The 16,137-nt window shown below is 54.5% G+C and carries 18 protein-coding genes; 6 read left to right on the forward strand and 12 right to left on the reverse strand.

The genetic code is table 11. The annotated features are described in order from the left end of the window. Positions 1-82 precede the first annotated feature (82 nt). Positions 83-700 (reverse strand): trimeric intracellular cation channel family protein, encoded by a 618-nt coding sequence (locus KGP25_RS00840; RefSeq protein WP_045907917.1) that lies wholly within the window; start codon positions 698-700, stop codon positions 83-85. Positions 701-906: 206 nt separating this feature from the next. Then, entirely contained in the window at positions 907-1,770 is an 864-nt protein-coding gene (locus KGP25_RS00845) for a YicC/YloC family endoribonuclease (RefSeq protein ID WP_008502687.1), read from the reverse strand. 125 nt (positions 1,771-1,895) lie between these two features. Here KGP25_RS00845 and rph point away from each other — a divergent pair, with 125 nt between their 5' ends. Both rph and pyrE read left to right on the forward strand, forming a co-directional pair. Continuing rightward, on the forward strand, positions 1,896-2,612 hold the full coding sequence (rph, locus tag KGP25_RS00850; RefSeq protein WP_006812424.1) for a ribonuclease PH: 717 nt from the start codon (positions 1,896-1,898) through the stop codon (positions 2,610-2,612). A gap of 66 nt (positions 2,613-2,678) precedes the next feature. Beyond that, complete coding sequence (pyrE, locus tag KGP25_RS00855; RefSeq protein ID WP_048028136.1) at positions 2,679-3,320, forward strand: orotate phosphoribosyltransferase; 642 nt, start codon at positions 2,679-2,681, stop codon at positions 3,318-3,320. An 82-nt stretch (positions 3,321-3,402) separates the two neighbouring features. On the opposite strand, the gene slmA is transcribed toward pyrE, so the two are convergent. The 3 genes from slmA to coaBC all read right to left on the reverse strand — a co-directional run bounded on the left by slmA (position 3,403) and on the right by coaBC (position 5,767). After that, positions 3,403-3,999 carry a nucleoid occlusion factor SlmA gene (slmA, locus tag KGP25_RS00860; RefSeq protein ID WP_008502690.1) on the reverse strand — a complete coding sequence of 199 codons (597 nt, stop codon included), beginning with the start codon at positions 3,997-3,999 and terminating at the stop codon, positions 3,403-3,405. Between the two features lie 120 nt (positions 4,000-4,119). Continuing rightward, positions 4,120-4,578: a dUTP diphosphatase gene (gene dut / locus KGP25_RS00865; protein WP_008502691.1), complete on the reverse strand. Its 459-nt coding sequence runs from the start codon at positions 4,576-4,578 to the stop codon at positions 4,120-4,122. Beyond that, positions 4,556-5,767 carry a bifunctional phosphopantothenoylcysteine decarboxylase/phosphopantothenate--cysteine ligase CoaBC gene (gene coaBC / locus KGP25_RS00870; RefSeq protein ID WP_115437283.1) on the reverse strand — a complete coding sequence of 404 codons (1,212 nt, stop codon included), beginning with the start codon at positions 5,765-5,767 and terminating at the stop codon, positions 4,556-4,558. The genes dut and coaBC overlap by 23 nt, the downstream gene beginning before the upstream one ends. A gap of 171 nt (positions 5,768-5,938) precedes the next feature. Between coaBC and radC the strand changes: the two genes are divergently transcribed. From radC to mutM, 4 genes are all read left to right on the forward strand, one after another. Then, positions 5,939-6,607 (forward strand): DNA repair protein RadC, encoded by a 669-nt coding sequence (gene radC, locus KGP25_RS00875; RefSeq protein ID WP_032675724.1) that lies wholly within the window; start codon positions 5,939-5,941, stop codon positions 6,605-6,607. Between the two features lie 218 nt (positions 6,608-6,825). Continuing rightward, positions 6,826-7,062 carry a 50S ribosomal protein L28 gene (rpmB, locus tag KGP25_RS00880; RefSeq protein ID WP_002436699.1) on the forward strand — a complete coding sequence of 79 codons (237 nt, stop codon included), beginning with the start codon at positions 6,826-6,828 and terminating at the stop codon, positions 7,060-7,062. 22 nt (positions 7,063-7,084) lie between these two features. Further along, positions 7,085-7,252: a 50S ribosomal protein L33 gene (gene rpmG, locus KGP25_RS00885; RefSeq protein WP_003024094.1), complete on the forward strand. Its 168-nt coding sequence runs from the start codon at positions 7,085-7,087 to the stop codon at positions 7,250-7,252. A gap of 72 nt (positions 7,253-7,324) precedes the next feature. Next, entirely contained in the window at positions 7,325-8,134 is an 810-nt protein-coding gene (gene mutM, locus KGP25_RS00890; protein ID WP_223539825.1) for a bifunctional DNA-formamidopyrimidine glycosylase/DNA-(apurinic or apyrimidinic site) lyase, read from the forward strand. A gap of 2 nt (positions 8,135-8,136) precedes the next feature. On the opposite strand, the gene coaD is transcribed toward mutM, so the two are convergent. The 7 genes from coaD to KGP25_RS00925 all read right to left on the reverse strand — a co-directional run bounded on the left by coaD (position 8,137) and on the right by KGP25_RS00925 (position 15,951). Then, on the reverse strand, positions 8,137-8,616 hold the full coding sequence (gene coaD / locus KGP25_RS00895) for a pantetheine-phosphate adenylyltransferase (protein WP_008502695.1): 480 nt from the start codon (positions 8,614-8,616) through the stop codon (positions 8,137-8,139). Positions 8,617-8,619: 3 nt separating this feature from the next. Beyond that, positions 8,620-9,390, reverse strand: coding sequence for a glycosyltransferase family 2 protein (locus KGP25_RS00900; RefSeq protein WP_223539826.1), 771 nt, complete (start codon positions 9,388-9,390; stop codon positions 8,620-8,622). After that, positions 9,390-10,664, reverse strand: coding sequence for a lipid IV(A) 3-deoxy-D-manno-octulosonic acid transferase (waaA, locus tag KGP25_RS00905; RefSeq protein WP_024906625.1), 1,275 nt, complete (start codon positions 10,662-10,664; stop codon positions 9,390-9,392). The genes KGP25_RS00900 and waaA overlap by 1 nt, the downstream gene beginning before the upstream one ends. Before the next feature lie 156 nt (positions 10,665-10,820). Next, complete coding sequence (locus tag KGP25_RS00910; RefSeq protein WP_223539827.1) at positions 10,821-12,455, reverse strand: sulfatase-like hydrolase/transferase; 1,635 nt, start codon at positions 12,453-12,455, stop codon at positions 10,821-10,823. An 18-nt stretch (positions 12,456-12,473) separates the two neighbouring features. Continuing rightward, a complete protein-coding gene (locus tag KGP25_RS00915; RefSeq protein WP_223539828.1) occupies positions 12,474-13,445 on the reverse strand; it encodes a glycosyltransferase family 1 protein in 972 nt (323 codons plus the stop codon). A gap of 8 nt (positions 13,446-13,453) precedes the next feature. Continuing rightward, the gene (locus KGP25_RS00920) at positions 13,454-14,437 is read right to left on the reverse strand and encodes a glycosyltransferase (protein ID WP_048226537.1); all 984 of its coding nucleotides are present in this window, start codon (positions 14,435-14,437) and stop codon (positions 13,454-13,456) included. A gap of 143 nt (positions 14,438-14,580) precedes the next feature. Further along, positions 14,581-15,951, reverse strand: coding sequence for an O-antigen ligase family protein (locus tag KGP25_RS00925; protein ID WP_223539829.1), 1,371 nt, complete (start codon positions 15,949-15,951; stop codon positions 14,581-14,583). Between the last annotated feature and the right edge of the window lie 186 nt (positions 15,952-16,137).

Consider the following 16,137-nt stretch of genomic DNA (forward strand, 5'->3'; position numbering starts at 1 on the left):
GCGACATTTTATCGCGTTTGGCCCGGTTATATGGGATAACAAAAGGTGCTTTTTACTACTTTGTTGTGGTTTTGTTGAGAATTCAATGGGTGTCCTGCGTGTAATGAAAAACGGGCAATCCCAGTTTTAAGCGCAGCGCCAGCAAGCGAGCCGTAAAACCAAATAATAACGTGGCAATGACCACAACATCATGGCTCGAAACATAATGTTGTAAAGCAATATACAGAACGGCAGAGGCAAAGGATATTCCAGCGTAAAGCTCTTTCTGGAAAACCAGTGGAATGCGCTTACAGAACATATCGCGCAGTACGCCGCCAAATACACCTGTTACGACCGCGGCGATAGTGGCTATGACCGGGCTTTCGCCCATATCCAGCGCGATTTGCGCCCCGATAATGGAGAAAACCACCAGACCCAAAGCGTCAAGGACTAAAAAAAGACGGCGAAGATGGGGCATAACGGGCGCCACGATGGTGGTCAACACGGCGGCAATCGCGACAATAACAATGTATTCAGGGTTTTTTACCCAGCCGAGCGGATAATGTCCCAGCAGGATATCTCGTACCGATCCGCCACCCAGCGCGGTCGCTGTAGCAATAATGATCACGCCGAAGGTGTCCATACGGCGACGTCCGGCGGCAAGTGCGCCGGTCATGGCTTCTGCGGTGATGCCAATGAGATAAAGAATGTGAAGCAGCATATACCCTCCGGTGTGAATGCGGGGGAGGTTAGCGATTTGTGCGCAAGATCACGATTGAGTTTTTCTAAGGCGACGGGGTTTGCCCTATATATTTTTATCAAGTTAAGTTGAATGAGCTTGATGAGCGGCGGTGAAACGCAAAATCAGGTGTTAGGATGGATTAGAAATAATAATGGGTGGCGCCGTCGACACCACCCGGAAAGGCATTACTCAATATTCTGGATCTGCTCGCGCATTTGCTCAATCAGCACTTTCAACTCAATCGCGGAGTTGGTGACTTCTGCATTGATAGACTTAGACGCCAGGGTGTTCGACTCACGGTTGAACTCCTGCATCATAAAGTCCAGACGGCGGCCCACCGCTTCCTTCTTCTTCAGAATGTTGTAGGTCTCTTTAACGTGCGCTTCCAGACGGTCCAGCTCTTCAGCGACATCGATACGTTGCGCCATCAGCACCAGCTCTTGTTCCAGACGGGTGTTTTCCAGCTGAACTTCTGCTTCTTCCAGTTTGGCGACAAGGCGCTCGCGCTGCCACTGCAGCACTTCCGGCATATGGGTGCGAACCTTAGCCACTTCAGCGCTGACGCCTTCAAGGCGCTGCTCAATCATCGCTTTCAGCGCCTGACCTTCGGTTTCGCGGGCAACGATAAAGTCATCCAGCGTGCCGTCGAGGGCGGCCAGGATTTCAGCGGCAATGGCGTCCAGATCCTGCTCACCGGCGGCCATGACGCCAGGCCAGCGCAGAATATCAACCGGGTTGATTTCGCCTTCATCGCTCTGCATTTTGACCCAGTTCGCCGCATTGACGAGCTGTTTCGCCAGTTTTTCGTTGAGGATCAGCTCGCCCTGTGCGCTGGCATCGGGCTCAAAGCGCAGGTTACATTCCACTTTACCGCGCGTCAGGCGCGTACGGATACGCTCGCGTACAACAGGCTCAAGGCTGCGGAACTGCTCCGGCATACGGAAATACGTTTCCAGGTAACGCTGGTTTACCGAGCGCATTTCCCATGTGGCGCTACCCCAGCTACCCTTGATTTCACGCCGGGCGTAGGCGGTCATACTGCGGATCATAGACATTCCCGTTTTTAAAGGAGAGATGGGGGGATTATAGCTTTCGGGGGCTTCTCAGGATAGGAATAAGCGTCCTTTATCCGTATAATGCGCAGCCACATTCGTTTCAAGCCGGAGAATCCATCATGCGTCCATCAGGTCGTAGCGCCAATCAGGTGCGTCCCGTCACCCTGACCCGTAACTATACAAAACACGCTGAAGGCTCCGTGCTGGTTGAGTTTGGTGACACCAAAGTGCTGTGCACCGCCTCCATCGAAGAAGGCGTTCCGCGCTTCCTGAAAGGTCAGGGTCAGGGCTGGATCACCGCAGAATACGGCATGCTGCCGCGCGCGACCCATACCCGTAATGCCCGTGAAGCGGCAAAGGGTAAGCAGGGCGGTCGTACCATGGAAATTCAGCGTCTGATCGCGCGTGCGCTGCGCGCCGCCGTTGACCTGAAAACCCTCGGCGAATTCACGATTACTCTGGACTGCGACGTGATTCAGGCCGATGGCGGCACGCGTACGGCCTCTATTACCGGCGCCTGTGTAGCGCTGGCCGATGCCCTGAACAAGCTGGTTGCAGCCGGTAAGCTGAAAACCAACCCAATGAAAGGCATGGTTGCGGCGGTCTCCGTCGGTATCGTTAACGGTGAAGCGCTTTGCGATCTGGAATACGTTGAAGATTCCGCGGCAGAGACAGACATGAACGTGGTGATGACCGAAGATGGTCGCATCATTGAGGTGCAGGGCACGGCAGAAGGCGAGCCGTTCACTCACGAAGAACTTCTCTCCCTGCTGGCGTTGGCCCGAGGGGGAATCGAATCCATTGTCACGACGCAGAAAGCGGCGTTAGAAAATTGATTTTAAAGGCGACCAATGAGTCGCCTTTTTTTTGCCTGTAAGACAGAAAACCAAAGGAGCAAATCCATGAAATCGTATCAGCGCCAGTTTATTGAGTTTGCGCTTAACAAGCAGGTACTTAAGTTTGGCGAATTTACGCTGAAATCCGGGCGTAAAAGTCCCTATTTCTTCAACGCCGGGCTGTTTAATACCGGGCGCGATCTGGCATTGTTAGGCCGTTTCTATGCCGAAGCGCTGGTAGATTCCGGGATTGATTTTGACCTGCTGTTTGGCCCGGCCTATAAAGGCATTCCGATTGCGACCACCACCGCGGTGGCGCTGGCGGAACACCATGACCGCGACGTGCCGTACTGCTTTAACCGCAAAGAGGCTAAAACCCACGGTGAAGGCGGGAATCTGGTCGGCAGCGCGCTGCAGGGCCGCGTCATGCTGGTCGACGACGTGATCACCGCAGGCACGGCGATCCGCGAATCAATGGAGATTATCCAGGCCAACGGTGCAACGCTGGCTGGCGTATTGATTTCGCTGGATCGTCAGGAGCGTGGTCGTGGAGAGATCTCCGCCATTCAGGAAGTGGAGCGCGACTACAACTGCAAAGTGACGTCGATTATCACCCTGAAAGAGCTGATTGCGTATCTGGAAGAGAAGCCTGAGATGGCGGACCATCTGGCAGCGGTAAAAGCGTATCGCGAAGCGTTCGGGGTTTAATTGTATTGCCCGGTGGCGCTACGCTTACCGGGCCTACCCGTTCGCAGGCCGGATAAGGCGAAGCCGCCATCCGGCGATGGCGTTACTGTAATTGTGCTGCGACTAAAGGCCAGCGGGCGTCAAAATCGTCCGTTGGGCGGTATTTGAACTCGCTACGCACAAAGCGGGAGAGCATCCCTTCACAAAACGCCAGAATCTGGCTTGCCAGCAGCGTTTCATCAATGCTGTATCCTTCACCTTCACGCATTTTCTTCTCGCGCAGCACCTGGCGCAGCTGCGCTTCAATGCGTTCGAAAAGTTGGTTAATGCGGCCCTGCAGTCTGTCTTGTTCAAACATCAGCGCGTGGCCGGTCAGGATACGGGTTAAGCCCGGATTGCGTTCACCAAAGCCCAGGATTAACAGCACAATCAGACGCAGACGCGCGGTGGTGTCTTTTTCGTCTTTCAGAATCAGGTTGATGCGTGTGATCAGGCTGTCTTCAATAAACTCGATCAGGCTGTCGAACATCCGGGTCTTGCTCGGAAAGTGACGGTACAGCGCCGCCTCAGACACGCCTACGGAGGCGGCCAGTTTAGCGGTGGTGATGCGTTGACTGCCATCGCTGGATTCAAGCATCAGAGCCAGAGATTGAAGTATTTCTTCGCGACGATTCCTTTTCGCGGTTTGTTTTTCTGCCATGTTACAAAATACCCCTGAAAATAAGCACTTGCCAGGCTGGCATCCACACAGCGACCGCAAACGGACGTTTGCGGTTTGTTATTGCATTATGACGCTGTGGGATACGTGTCTGTCGGGCAGTTATTTGCGCCCGGAATGGCCGAAGCCGCCTTCGCCACGGTCGGTGGCATCAAAGTCTGCCACCAGGTTAAATTCTGCCTGCACCACCGGTACAAAGACCATCTGTGCGATACGCTCGCCCGGTTCAATGGTGAAGCTGTCCTGACCACGGTTCCAGACGGAGACCATCAGCTGGCCCTGGTAGTCGGAGTCGATCAGTCCCACCAGGTTACCCAGCACAACGCCGTGCTTATGGCCCAGGCCAGAACGCGGCAGGATCACCGCCGCCAGCGACGGGTCAGCGATGTGAATCGCCAGGCCAGTCGGAACCAAGGTCGTGGCACCCGGAGCCAGTTCTACGGCGTCATCGAGACAGGCGCGCAGGTCAAGACCGGCAGAGCCGGAGGTGGCATAGGTTGGCAGCGGAAATTGCTCGCCAACACGCGGGTCCAGAATCTTAACGTCGATTTTTTTCATCATAACGGGTAACGATCTCGTCGAGTAAATGTTGGCCCAGGAGTTCCTTGCGCTCAAGCGGTAAGACTTTATCTCCATCCTGCCAGAAAAGGTGCAGTGCGTTGCTGTCGCTGTTAAATCCTTGTGTGGCCAGCGATACGTCGTTCGCGCAAATCAAATCGAGGTTTTTGCGGGTACGTTTTTGCCGGGCATATTCTTCCACATTATTCGTTTCTGCGGCAAACCCAACAACGTATGGACGGTGGCTTTTTAGTGCGGCGACACCGGCAACAATGTCCGGGTTTTTCACCATTTTTAGTGTTAATTCATCGCCTTGCTTTTTAATTTTAGCCTCGGCGATCGTCTCGGCGCGATAGTCTGCAACGGCCGCACAGCCGATAAAAATCTGCTGGCTTTGTGCATGCGCCTGCACGGCGGCTTCCATCTCCAGCGCGGTGGTAACGTCAATTCGCTTCACAAACGCAGGGGTAGGCAGAGAGACCGGGCCGCTCACCAGCGTGACGTTCGCGCCACGCTTCGCGGCGGCGGCGGCAATCGCAAAGCCCATTTTGCCGGAGCTATGGTTGGTGATGTAGCGCACCGGATCCAGCGGCTCGCGCGTGGGGCCCGCGGTAATCATGATGTTGAGATGTTGCAGATCGTTGACAGGCGAGAAGTGGGCTGCGGCCATATCAACAATCGTTAGCGGATCGAGCATGCGGCCCGGGCCAACATCGCCGCAGGCCTGGCTGCCGCTGTCCGGACCCCAGATAAGCAGGCCGCGTGAGGCCAGCGTCTCAAGATTGTGCTGAGTGGCGGCATTACGGTACATCTGCTGGTTCATGGCCGGAACGACGGCAACAGGGGCAGGCGTAGCCAGACAAATGGTGGAAACCAGATCGTTTGCCATACCGGCCGCCACCCGAGCGATTAAATCCGCGGTGGCGGGGGCGAGGATAACCAGATCTGCCCATTTCCCAAGCTCAATATGGCCCATCGCGGCTTCGGCAGCCGGATCGAGCAGGCTGTCAGATACCGGGTATCCTGAAACGGCCTGCAGGCTCAGAGGAGTGATAAAGGCTTTACCGCCTTCGGTTATCGCGACCCGCACATCTGCCCCGCGCTCGCGCAGACGACGCACCAGCTCCGGCGCTTTGTAGGCAGCAATACCGCCGCTCACGCCAAGAACGATTTTTTTACCGGCCAGGCTCATCATGATTCTTTCCTGTTGGGTTTCACCAGAGAGCGGGCATTTTATCACAATCCCCAAAACGGGGTGATTTTGTCCTTCGACCACTTTGCGAGGCGCTACGCAAGAACGCAACGTGGCCGTCGAGCGCCGGATGGGCCTGTGGCAGCATGCGGTTAAAAAGGGAGAAAGAGCATGGAAGAAGAGGATGAGCAGCTGCTGCCGCGTGAAAAACTGCTGCGCTACGACGTCACCCTGTTAAAAGATGATGAACTGCTGGCGCTCTTTTTACGTACCGGAACGCCCGGCAAAACGGTATTTACGCTGGCAAAAGAGCTGATAGCACGTTTCGGTTCGCTGTACGGTTTACTGACCGCCGAGCTGGCGCAGTTTAAGCATGTTGAGGGGATCGGCGTGGCGAAATATGCCCAGTTGAGGGCCATTGCCGAACTTGCCCGCCGTTTTTACAATGTCCGCATGGAGAAGGACGATCCGATCCTGACGCCAGCGATGACGCGTGAATATCTGCAAAGCCAGTTAACCGATATCGAGCGCGAGATCTTTATGGTGATCTTTGTCGATAACCGAAACCGGGTACTGAAACATAGCTGCCTCTTTGCCGGCACGTTAAGCCACGTTGAGGTGCATCCGCGTGAAATTGTGCGGGAAGCGATAAAAGTGAATGCAGCGGGCGTGATCCTCGCGCATAATCACCCCTCTGGCTGTGCAGAACCGAGCAGAGCGGACAAAGAAATCACCGAGCGCATTATCAAATGCTGTCAATTCATGGACATTCGTGTGCTGGACCATCTGATAATTGGCCGCGGAGAGTACATTTCTTTTGCAGAACATGGCTGGATTTAGGCTATTTCTCGCGATCCATCGGGATCTTTGTCTGTTCGGGACTTGAGCACACCGCCGAGTCAGCGTATACTACGCCACCTTTGAGAATCTCGGGTTTGGCATTTGGGCCTGGCAATCGAGAGTTCACTTAGAACTATGCGATGACCGGGCTGTAAAGCCTGACGAGGCGCCGATACCCCATACGAAGCTCGAGCTAATTTGATTTTTGGAGAATAGACATGTCCCGAGTCTGCCAAGTTACTGGCAAGCGTCCGGTGACCGGTAACAACCGTTCCCACGCACTGAACGCGACTAAACGCCGTTTCCTGCCGAACCTGCACTCTCACCGTTTCTGGGTTGAGAGCGAGAAGCGTTTTGTCACCCTGCGCGTATCTGCTAAAGGTATGCGTGTAATCGATAAGAAAGGCATCGATACAGTTCTGTCCGAACTGCGTGCCCGTGGCGAAAAGTACTAAGTACTTAAAGAGGAAATAAATCATGGCTAAAGGTATTCGCGAGAAAATCAAGCTGGTTTCTTCTGCTGGTACAGGTCACTTCTACACCACCACGAAGAACAAACGTACTAAGCCGGAAAAACTGGAACTGAAAAAATTCGATCCAGTTGTACGCCAGCACGTACTGTACAAAGAAGCTAAAATCAAATAATTTTAGTCTCCTTGTATCGAAAAACCCCGCAACTGCGGGGTTTTTTGCATTCTGTATCTCAACGGAGGAACCATGCCTGAATTACCCGAGGTAGAAACCAGCCGTCGCGGCATTGAGCCCCATCTGGTCGGAGCGACGATTCTTCACGCGGTTGTCCGTAACGGGCGTCTGCGCTGGCCGGTGTCCGATGAGATCCACGCCCTGAGCGATCAACCCGTCCTTAGCGTGCAGCGTCGCGCGAAATACCTGCTGCTGGAACTGCCTGACGGCTGGATCATTATCCACCTGGGGATGTCCGGGAGCCTGCGCGTTCTTACCGAAGAACTGCCGGCGGAAAAGCACGACCACGTCGATCTGGTGATGAGTAACGGCAAAGTGCTCCGTTATACCGACCCACGGCGCTTTGGCGCGTGGCTGTGGACGAAAGAGCTGGAAGGGCATAACGTGCTCGCGCATCTGGGCCCGGAACCGCTCTCAGACGCGTTTAACGCGGAATACCTGAAAGCGAAGTGCGCGAAGAAGAAAAGCCCGATTAAGCCGTGGCTGATGGATAACAAGCTGGTGGTCGGCGTGGGGAATATCTATGCCAGCGAATCGCTGTTTGCCGCCGGGATCCATCCCGATCGGCTGGCCTCTTCGCTGTCGGGGCAGGAGTGTGAGCTGCTGGTCCGCGTGATTAAAGCCGTATTGCTGCGCTCGATTGAACAGGGGGGAACAACGCTGAAGGACTTCCTGCAAAGTGACGGCAAGCCGGGCTATTTTGCCCAGGAGCTGCAGGTGTATGGCCGTAAAGGCGAACCGTGCAGAGTCTGCGGTACGCCCATTATTGCCACGAAGCACGCCCAGCGCGCCACGTTCTACTGCCGTCAGTGCCAGAAATAGGGCTACTTTAGCTTTTCCATCAACGCCTGGTGGACGTTAACCGGCAGGAAATGGGTAACGTCCCCGTGATGACGCGCTACCTCTTTTACCAGCGTGGACGAGATAAATGACCACTCTTTGGAAGGCATCAGGAACACGCTCTCCAGCTCCGGCATCAGGTGGCGGTTCATGTGCGCCAGCTGCATCTCATACTCAAAGTCTGCCACCGCGCGTAAGCCGCGGATCAGAATGTTCGCCTGCTGGGCGCGGGCGAAGTTAGCCATCAGGTCGCTAAACCCGACCACCTCAACATTCGGCAGGTGCGAAATGGCATCGGTGGCAAGCTGCACGCGCTCGTGGAGGTCAAACATCGGCTTTTTGCTGGGGCTCGCGGCAATCGCCAGGATCACCTTGTCGAACATGCACGCCGCACGGGTGATGATATCAAGATGACCGTTGGTGATCGGATCGAAGGTACCCGGATAAATCGCTTTTGTGCTCATGGCTCACGTTTTCTCTGAGTAGCCGCGGCAGAGCGCCCACAGCTCGGTGTATTTGTTGAAAGTATACTGGGCATTCACTACCGCGAGTAACCAGCCCTGCTTACCGTCCAGAACGCCACCACGCAGCAGGAGCGTTTTCAGGAACGCGCCCAGCGTGTGGGTGAAGATACCGGTCAGTGAGGCCTTCTTGCCGCGCTGGTGACGCTCCTGCGCCCAAGCCGTGGCATAGTTGAGCTGTTTACGCTGGAAGCTCGCGAAATCACGGCAGGTCAGGTGCAGCAAATCGCCCGTCAGGGGGATGACCTGGGCGTTGTCGCAGCTCAGGGATTCATGCACCAGATTGTCGTTGTACTGATAGCGCTCGCGCTCGTAAAGGCGCGTCACGCGGTCTGGATACCAGCCGCTGTGGCGCATAAATCGGCCAAGGAAATAGTTACGACGGGCAATGCTGTATACAGCACCAGGCTGAGGCGAGGAAAGCACCGCCTGAATGGCCTGCTGAAGTTCTGGCGTAATACGTTCGTCAGTATCGAGCATCAGGACATAATCACCGGTGGCAAACCCCTGCGCGCGCTGGCGCTGGATGCCATAGCCTTGCCAGTCAGCGTCGGTAAACACCTTTGCACCCGCTGCCCGGGCAACGTCCACCGTGCTGTCCGTACTTCCGGAGTCAAGAATGACTATCTCGTCAGCCCAGGCAACTGATGCCAGGCAGTCCGGAAGCAGGTCGGCGGCGTTTTTGGCGATCATCACGACCGACAGACGCGTTGACATCAGTGGCTCCGCTGGGGCAGGTAAGGTTGCAGAAGTTGCAGCAGACGGGTCAGGGCGCCCTGGTTCTGATGCAGCACTTCAACGGCATGACGCCCGTACCACAGGCGATAATCTTCATCAGTCAGAAGGGTCGATACCTCTTTGACTACCGAATCCGCATCGGTCACGGTAATTAAACCATCGGCCTGCTGTAATTTCGCGCAGATATCTTTGAAGTTAAACGTATGTGGCCCCATCAGCACCGGAATGGCGTGGGCTGCCGGCTCGAGCGGGTTATGACCGCCGCGCTCCACCAGGCTGCCGCCGACAAACGCGAGGTCAGCAATGCCGTACAGCAGCATCAGCTCGCCCATCGTATCGCCAATCACCACCTGGGTGCTGCCAGACGGGATCTCCCCGCTGCTGCGCAGCGTGAAGCTGAAACCGCCTTTCTGCACCATTTCACGGGCATCCTTAAAACGCTCCGGATGGCGGGGCACGAGGATCAGCAGTAAATCAGGGAAGCTTTCCAGCAGCTTGCGGTGCGCCTGCAGGATAATCTCTTCTTCACCGTCATGGGTACTGGTCGCAATCCATACCTGACGACGTGGCGCCCACTGGCGACGCAGCGTGATTGCGCGGGCGGCGAGTTCCGGGGTAACCGAAATATCAAATTTCAGGCTGCCCGTCACTGCAAGCTGGTTGCGTTTGAGGCCCAGAGAGACAAAGCGTGCCGCATCTTCTTCATTCTGCGCGGCGATCAGCGTGATTTTGCTCAGCAGGCGGCGCATAAATTTACCCAGCTTGCCGTAACCTTTCGCCGAGCGCTCTGACAGGCGCGCGTTGGCAATCACCAGCGGAATTTTACGGGCATGCAGGGCGGAAATCATGTTCGGCCACAGTTCGGTTTCCATCACAATCACCAGCTTCGGACGAACGGTATTCAGGAAACGATTCATGGCGCAGGGCAGGTCGTAAGGGAGATAGACGTGATGGACGTCTTTGCCAAAAGCGGATAACGCGCGCTCCGAGCCGGTTGGCGTCATCGTCGTGACGGTAATCGGCAGTGACGGGTAGCGGTGACGCAGGGCGCGAACCAGCGGGATTGCCGCCAGCGTTTCACCGACAGAAACGGAATGCAGCAAAATACCGTCCGGCGCGACTTTATTGCGGCAGAAGCCATAGCGTTCAGCCCAGCGTTTACGATACGCAGGCGCTTTACGGCTACGAAGCAACAGTCTCAGCCACACCAGTGGCTGAATGATGTAGAGCAGAGCGGTATACAACAATTCCAAGCGATTATCCGTTTTTTTAGTTTCGGCGGGCAAATTCTAAGCATTTGAGCCGTCTAAAGCTATCTCTTTGGTGTTTTAAGACACCCATTTGGCTGCGTTACGCTCATTCGCCTGAAAAAAAACGGGCAATTTCTTGCCCGTTTCTTGTCTCACCGTTTAGCGCTCCGCTTCGGGGAGGGCGTTCAGATGGTAGGTTACGCGCTCCGAAAGCCCGCGAATGTCACCACCAGTGATAAAGAAGCTGTCATCTTTTTGATTTGGATTACTGACGTCGTAGCCCAGCATCTTGTTGATCAGCGTTGCCACCTGATAATGGTTGAGCGGCATCTGCGGGCTGATCTCCTTCATGGCGTAAGCTGGATCGTTGCTGAAGTAGAGGAACGGTACCTGAGCAATTGGCATTTCTACAACCGAATGGCCAAACAGACCGTTATCGCCCACGCGTTCCCCGTGATCGGAGGTGATAAACACCAGCACCGGCAGTTTGGATTTTGCCAGCGCGGTGCGAATCGCGGACGCGAGTTCTTTGTCATACAGGCGGACTGCATCGTCATACTCATTTTTCTTCTGCGCCACATCATCACTCAGACGCGGTGTAGAGAACTTCGCGAAGCCCTGCGGGATATTACGCTCGTACGGGATATGTGGAGCACGGCTGTTGAGCACCATCAGGAACGGTTTGTTCCAGTCCAGCGTTGCTTTCTCAACGGATGGCGTCAGAACAACGTCTGCGCCGACATCTGGTGCCGGGCGGATCTGGGTATCTTCCCACAGATCAATATCATGGATACCAATCCAGTTGCTCAGCCCTTCCAGTCCCTGGGCGGAGATAAAGGCGGTCTGATAACCCTGTTTCTTCGCGTTGGCGAAGATATTGGTGGATTTCGATTTATAGGCCCCGTAGTTATCCGGCTCGCGCAGATTATTCACCAGCATCGGGATGGCCACGCGGGTGGATACGGCGTTGGAGACAATCAGACGACCCGTACCTTGATACTGCTGGAGCAGCGCTTTCAGCTCGGGCGTGGTATCGCGTTCGTAGCCCAGGGCGCTGACGTGGTGCGGGTTAAGGCTTTCACCTATCGCCAGAATAATCGAATATTTGCCCGCACGCGTATCCTTCACAGGTTTGACCTGGTAGGGATCGTAATGGGTCAGATTCTGGTTTTCTCCTGACATCGCTTCCGGGATCAGGCGTATGGCGCTGAAGCTCATCGCAGACAGGCCGTTACGCAGCAGGGAGTGCCGCAGGTCCGGGTTGAACTTGTACATCTGCCCGTCGACCGCTTTGTAGAACTGGCCGACAAACATCACGACGATGGCAAGCAGGCAAGGCAGCGCAATCCATTTGTGCCAAAGCGGCGCAAGACGACGCGCAAAAACCAGCGCAAACACGACCGCCACAATCATGATGGCGAAGTAGATGCCCAGTGAACCCAGGCTGTCGGTGATCCCACTGGCAATGTCTTTCGTTTCCACGAACGCCAGCCAGACTTCACTCGGGCCATAGAACTGACCGTAGAACTGGTAGTACACCGCTTCCGATATCTGAACGATAAACGTGACGGCCAGCAGCAGGCGAGTCAGAAAGAAACGCGCACTGGCCGCGGCAAGCAGGGAGATGATCAGATACAGCGAGATATCACCGGATTTCGGCTGGTAGACATGATCTTTCAGCAGAATGATGATTTCTGAGAGCGAGAACAGCAGCAAGAGTGCCAGCGTCAACCTCAGGGTGCGCAACAGATTGCTGCGTGGGGTGAACGAAGATTGTGTCGTTGTTTTGAACATGGAAGGGCTCTATTCCGATCAGAACTTTTTAGTCAGCGGGCGAATGGCTTTACCAAAACCAAAGCGCAGTGCGCGAACTACCGTAGGACGATTGTGCAATCCTTTACGCCAGATATCCTCAAACAGGGCGTACCAGCGTGCGGCGACCGCTTCGCGGGAATAGACCTGTAGGCGTTTTTCACCCTGTTCGCGCATCTGACGATACAGTTCAGGGGAATTTTTAAGACGCATGATGGCATCGAAGGCTTCATCAGGGTTTTTGGCGATGAGGTAGTCCAGCTCGCTTTCGCGGATCGCGCGATAAGACGGCTCGTCATCGCAGACCATCACCGTTTTCCCCAGCCAGTTGTTAATGAGCTTACTGGCAGGCTTACGCGCCAGTTTATGATCGTGTGATTTGCGGAAGCTGATGCACACGTCCACGTCCTGGTAGTTTGTCCAGTTATCGAACGAGATGCGTAGCTCGATACCTTGTTCGGCAAGGCGTTGCTTAAAGTTCCCTTCGCGGTATTGGTCCGGGAAACTGTCTACACGGCCGAAGAATGCGACGGTTTTGATTGTCTCGTCGGTGCGCTCACGCGGTTTTACGCCCGGCTGTGGCCAGTAGGGGACGAAGATACGATTGCTATGATTGTCCACTTCCGGATTCTGGTCGACGACAACATCTGCGCCAATGACGGGAGGGCGGTCCGCACGCGCGACTACGGTGAAGCCACGCCACGGCTTCACTCGGGAACCAAAGTCATCGTTATGCATCAGGTTAATGGCATCCGGCCTGCATTCAGAGCCAAACGAACATTCGATTGCATCACCATAATAGTGCTTCAGCGCCAGGGCGGTCTGGAACGTCCAGCCACCGCGACCACCGCAATAAAATCGCTCCGGAATGTCGTCAGGATTGACGTGGTTATCCAGAAGGGTCTGGAAATCTGCGTAGTTTTTAGCGATGAAATCCGCGCGGGAAACCGCGTGTAATTTAAGTTTGTTCATAATTTCCGTTAGCCAGCCAGTTTTTTAAGACGGAAGTAGCGACGTCCCAGACGCCACCGTTGGCGGAAGCCGCGCGCATTTTGCCAAATCAGAGTCCAGATACCGCGATCGAAAAGCTCACGGGTGATCTCGCGTTTTTTGGCCATATCGTCAATGTTGTTAATGCTATGCAGGATCCCCAGACCCTCTTTGGCGATTTGCCAGCGGCAGGCGGGTACGCGTTTCACCTGTTCCGGATAGCGTTTGTTGATGGCGTCCAGCATCTCCAGAATCTTCATGTAATGGCGCGAAGAGCGCATGCGCGTGTCGTCCGTGCCTGGCGTATGGGAAACGGAAGCGGAATGGATCAGGTAATCGTAATAGACCTCATCAATATACTGCACGCGTCTGGCGGTGAGCAGCACTTCCGTAGTCCAGGGGATGTCCTGATGGCGCAGACCATGTTCAAAGCTGAAGCCCTGCTCTTTGATAAAGGCGTGTCGATAGATATTCAGCCACGTTACGTGCAGGAACTTGCGCGATTCGAGCGCCATCTGCAGCCAGGTCGGGCCGTCCAGCACGCCGGTTGACGCAAGTTTATCTGAAGGGAAAATCTTCTTCGACGGGCGTCCGTCATCATAAATATAGGTACCGTTGCAGGTCGCGACGTCCAACTGCCCGGCGAGTGCAATCTCCAGCAGGCGCGGATACATACCCGGATAGATAACGTCATCAATATCCGGGAACGCGACGTACTCACCCGTAGCCACGGCCAGACCGGTATTACGGGCCGCAGAGACACCCCCATTAGGCTGGTCGATGACGTTAAAATGACTGAATTCACTGGCGTAGCGGGCGATGATATCTGCGGAGCCGTCAGTTGAGCCGTCATTAACAATAACAAGTTCCAGGCTGGGCAGATTCTGTTTCTTTATGCTGTCAAAAAAAGCGCTCAGGAAATTCTCGCCATTATAGACGGCGACAACGAGGCTTAATTGAGGCGTTCCAGACATGCTTACTCCGTAATTTAACGCGGTGAGATGCGGCTAACGAGCGATACAGTAATGTGCAATGGCTTTTCGACAGCCGGCAGGCAAAAGAGTTCTGATGGGTAACGTTGCGCCGATGCCTGTTATCATCGGCGCAATATACGCGATCAGGAGGTTGTTTCTGTCCGTTTAGCGGGTCGTAACGCGCACATTCCCACAAGCAACCCGGTTAACATCATATATTGTTCCAGGTAGTGATCTTTCAGATTATGGTCAACCATGGTTCGGGAGAAGAAACCAACCGTAAACAGCAGCAAGAACATGCCTGCCATCATATTGCCATGGCGGAACTCGCGCCAGCCGATGTACCAGCAGCCTGCCAGCAGAATCAGCCAGCCTGCAATGCCCACAACCCCGTTCTGGATACCAAACTCAATCAGGCCGTAGTGGCTGTGTGGAATATCAATGCGATTGTCCTGCGTGTCGCGACGCAGCACATAACGGAAGGCCTCTTTGCGAGGTCCCATTCCTGCAGGATGTTCACCCACCAGTTTCCAGCCCTGATGGAAGAAACTCGCGCGACAGCCGTTGGAGTGGTTCATTGGACGACCGAGATCGTTAGTCGGTACTGTTCCGTTGGTTTTGTTATAGCAAAAACTGGTGAAAGGCGCGTTCCAGCCGGTTACGGCATCATCTTCCAGACTTTGCCAGCGCGGATCGGTTTTCCAGGAGGCATAGCCCAGAAGCGCAGAAGCGATAGTAATGCCCAAAAGAATGCCGCCTGTGAGCAACACCCGGCTGCGACGCATGCTGTGCAGGCTGAGCAGAATGAAGGTGGAGAACAGGCTGCCAACCAGGCCGATCGTTCCCCAGCGGGTATCGACTAACGCCGTGCAGACAAGGTTACACAGCAGCATAAAGGCGAGGAACGGTGTCTTCAGGCGTAAGAAACGCTGATGAAGCAGGCCGCGTGCAAGCAGTTCAGCGAGCAGGAAACCGGTGATCATATTGATCTGGAAGCTCATGCGCGTGCGGTTATAAACAATCCGCGTTTCGCCCCAGTGGATTACGCCGTCTCGCCAGTAAAGCCAAGCGGTATCAAGGAGATGGATACAGACGACGCCCCAGAAAAAAAGGACGACGAGAGTAAAGAAACGGGCTGCCGATAAAGAGGGGAAGCGCTCCTGAATCACCGGTAATAACACCAGACCCGCACAGAAAAGCAATACCGGACGTAACCACTGACCATCCCAGGTCGATACCATTTCTTTAATATCTGGCGCGACAAAAAAGCCGTTAATCAGGATAAAGAAGGTTAATGCCCAGAGCACAATAAGCACGAACTTAATTTTGTTTAAGTCCAGCGCTTTTCTCGCCACTGAGGAGCTAAAGAAAAGACCGAGCGCCACCACAATATTAGGATAAATCAGTCCATTACGATGAAAAGGTAGCTGATCGTTTGGGATTGGCCAGATAAAACATAAAGCCAGTACAGACAGTACTAAAAGACCTGTCAGGATGTTACGAGTATTTGTCATAATTTTGGTACTGGTAAAGGATCTCGGCGTTAATACCGGTTAGTTAACAATGCCATACGCAGATTCCACTGATTTTGAGTGGAATAAAAGCCTGAGAAAATTACCACAGAAGCCATAACTACAGAAGGACATTGTTTGTAAGCAAGATTAATCCGCCTGTGCATTATCGTAATACCCACGTATATA

It is taken from the genome of Enterobacter sp. JBIWA003 (genome assembly GCF_019968825.1).
In the GTDB taxonomy this organism is placed as follows: Bacteria; Pseudomonadota; Gammaproteobacteria; order Enterobacterales; family Enterobacteriaceae; genus Enterobacter; species Enterobacter quasiroggenkampii.

Coding starts and splice junctions, on each gene's coding strand:
- KGP25_RS00840 (WP_045907917.1), bottom strand. CDS start 700: ATGCTGCTTCACATTCTTTATCTCATTGGCATCACCGCAGAAGCCATG.
- KGP25_RS00845 (WP_008502687.1), bottom strand. CDS start 1,770: ATGATCCGCAGTATGACCGCCTACGCCCGGCGTGAAATCAAGGGTAGC.
- rph (WP_006812424.1), top strand. CDS start 1,896: ATGCGTCCATCAGGTCGTAGCGCCAATCAGGTGCGTCCCGTCACCCTG.
- pyrE (WP_048028136.1), top strand. CDS start 2,679: ATGAAATCGTATCAGCGCCAGTTTATTGAGTTTGCGCTTAACAAGCAG.
- slmA (WP_008502690.1), bottom strand. CDS start 3,999: ATGGCAGAAAAACAAACCGCGAAAAGGAATCGTCGCGAAGAAATACTT.
- dut (WP_008502691.1), bottom strand. CDS start 4,578: ATGATGAAAAAAATCGACGTTAAGATTCTGGACCCGCGTGTTGGCGAG.
- coaBC (WP_115437283.1), bottom strand. CDS start 5,767: ATGAGCCTGGCCGGTAAAAAAATCGTTCTTGGCGTGAGCGGCGGTATT.
- radC (WP_032675724.1), top strand. CDS start 5,939: ATGGAAGAAGAGGATGAGCAGCTGCTGCCGCGTGAAAAACTGCTGCGC.
- rpmB (WP_002436699.1), top strand. CDS start 6,826: ATGTCCCGAGTCTGCCAAGTTACTGGCAAGCGTCCGGTGACCGGTAAC.
- rpmG (WP_003024094.1), top strand. CDS start 7,085: ATGGCTAAAGGTATTCGCGAGAAAATCAAGCTGGTTTCTTCTGCTGGT.
- mutM (WP_223539825.1), top strand. CDS start 7,325: ATGCCTGAATTACCCGAGGTAGAAACCAGCCGTCGCGGCATTGAGCCC.
- coaD (WP_008502695.1), bottom strand. CDS start 8,616: ATGAGCACAAAAGCGATTTATCCGGGTACCTTCGATCCGATCACCAAC.
- KGP25_RS00900 (WP_223539826.1), bottom strand. CDS start 9,390: ATGTCAACGCGTCTGTCGGTCGTGATGATCGCCAAAAACGCCGCCGAC.
- KGP25_RS00910 (WP_223539827.1), bottom strand. CDS start 12,455: ATGTTCAAAACAACGACACAATCTTCGTTCACCCCACGCAGCAATCTG.
- KGP25_RS00915 (WP_223539828.1), bottom strand. CDS start 13,445: ATGAACAAACTTAAATTACACGCGGTTTCCCGCGCGGATTTCATCGCT.
- KGP25_RS00920 (WP_048226537.1), bottom strand. CDS start 14,437: ATGTCTGGAACGCCTCAATTAAGCCTCGTTGTCGCCGTCTATAATGGC.
- KGP25_RS00925 (WP_223539829.1), bottom strand. CDS start 15,951: ATGACAAATACTCGTAACATCCTGACAGGTCTTTTAGTACTGTCTGTA.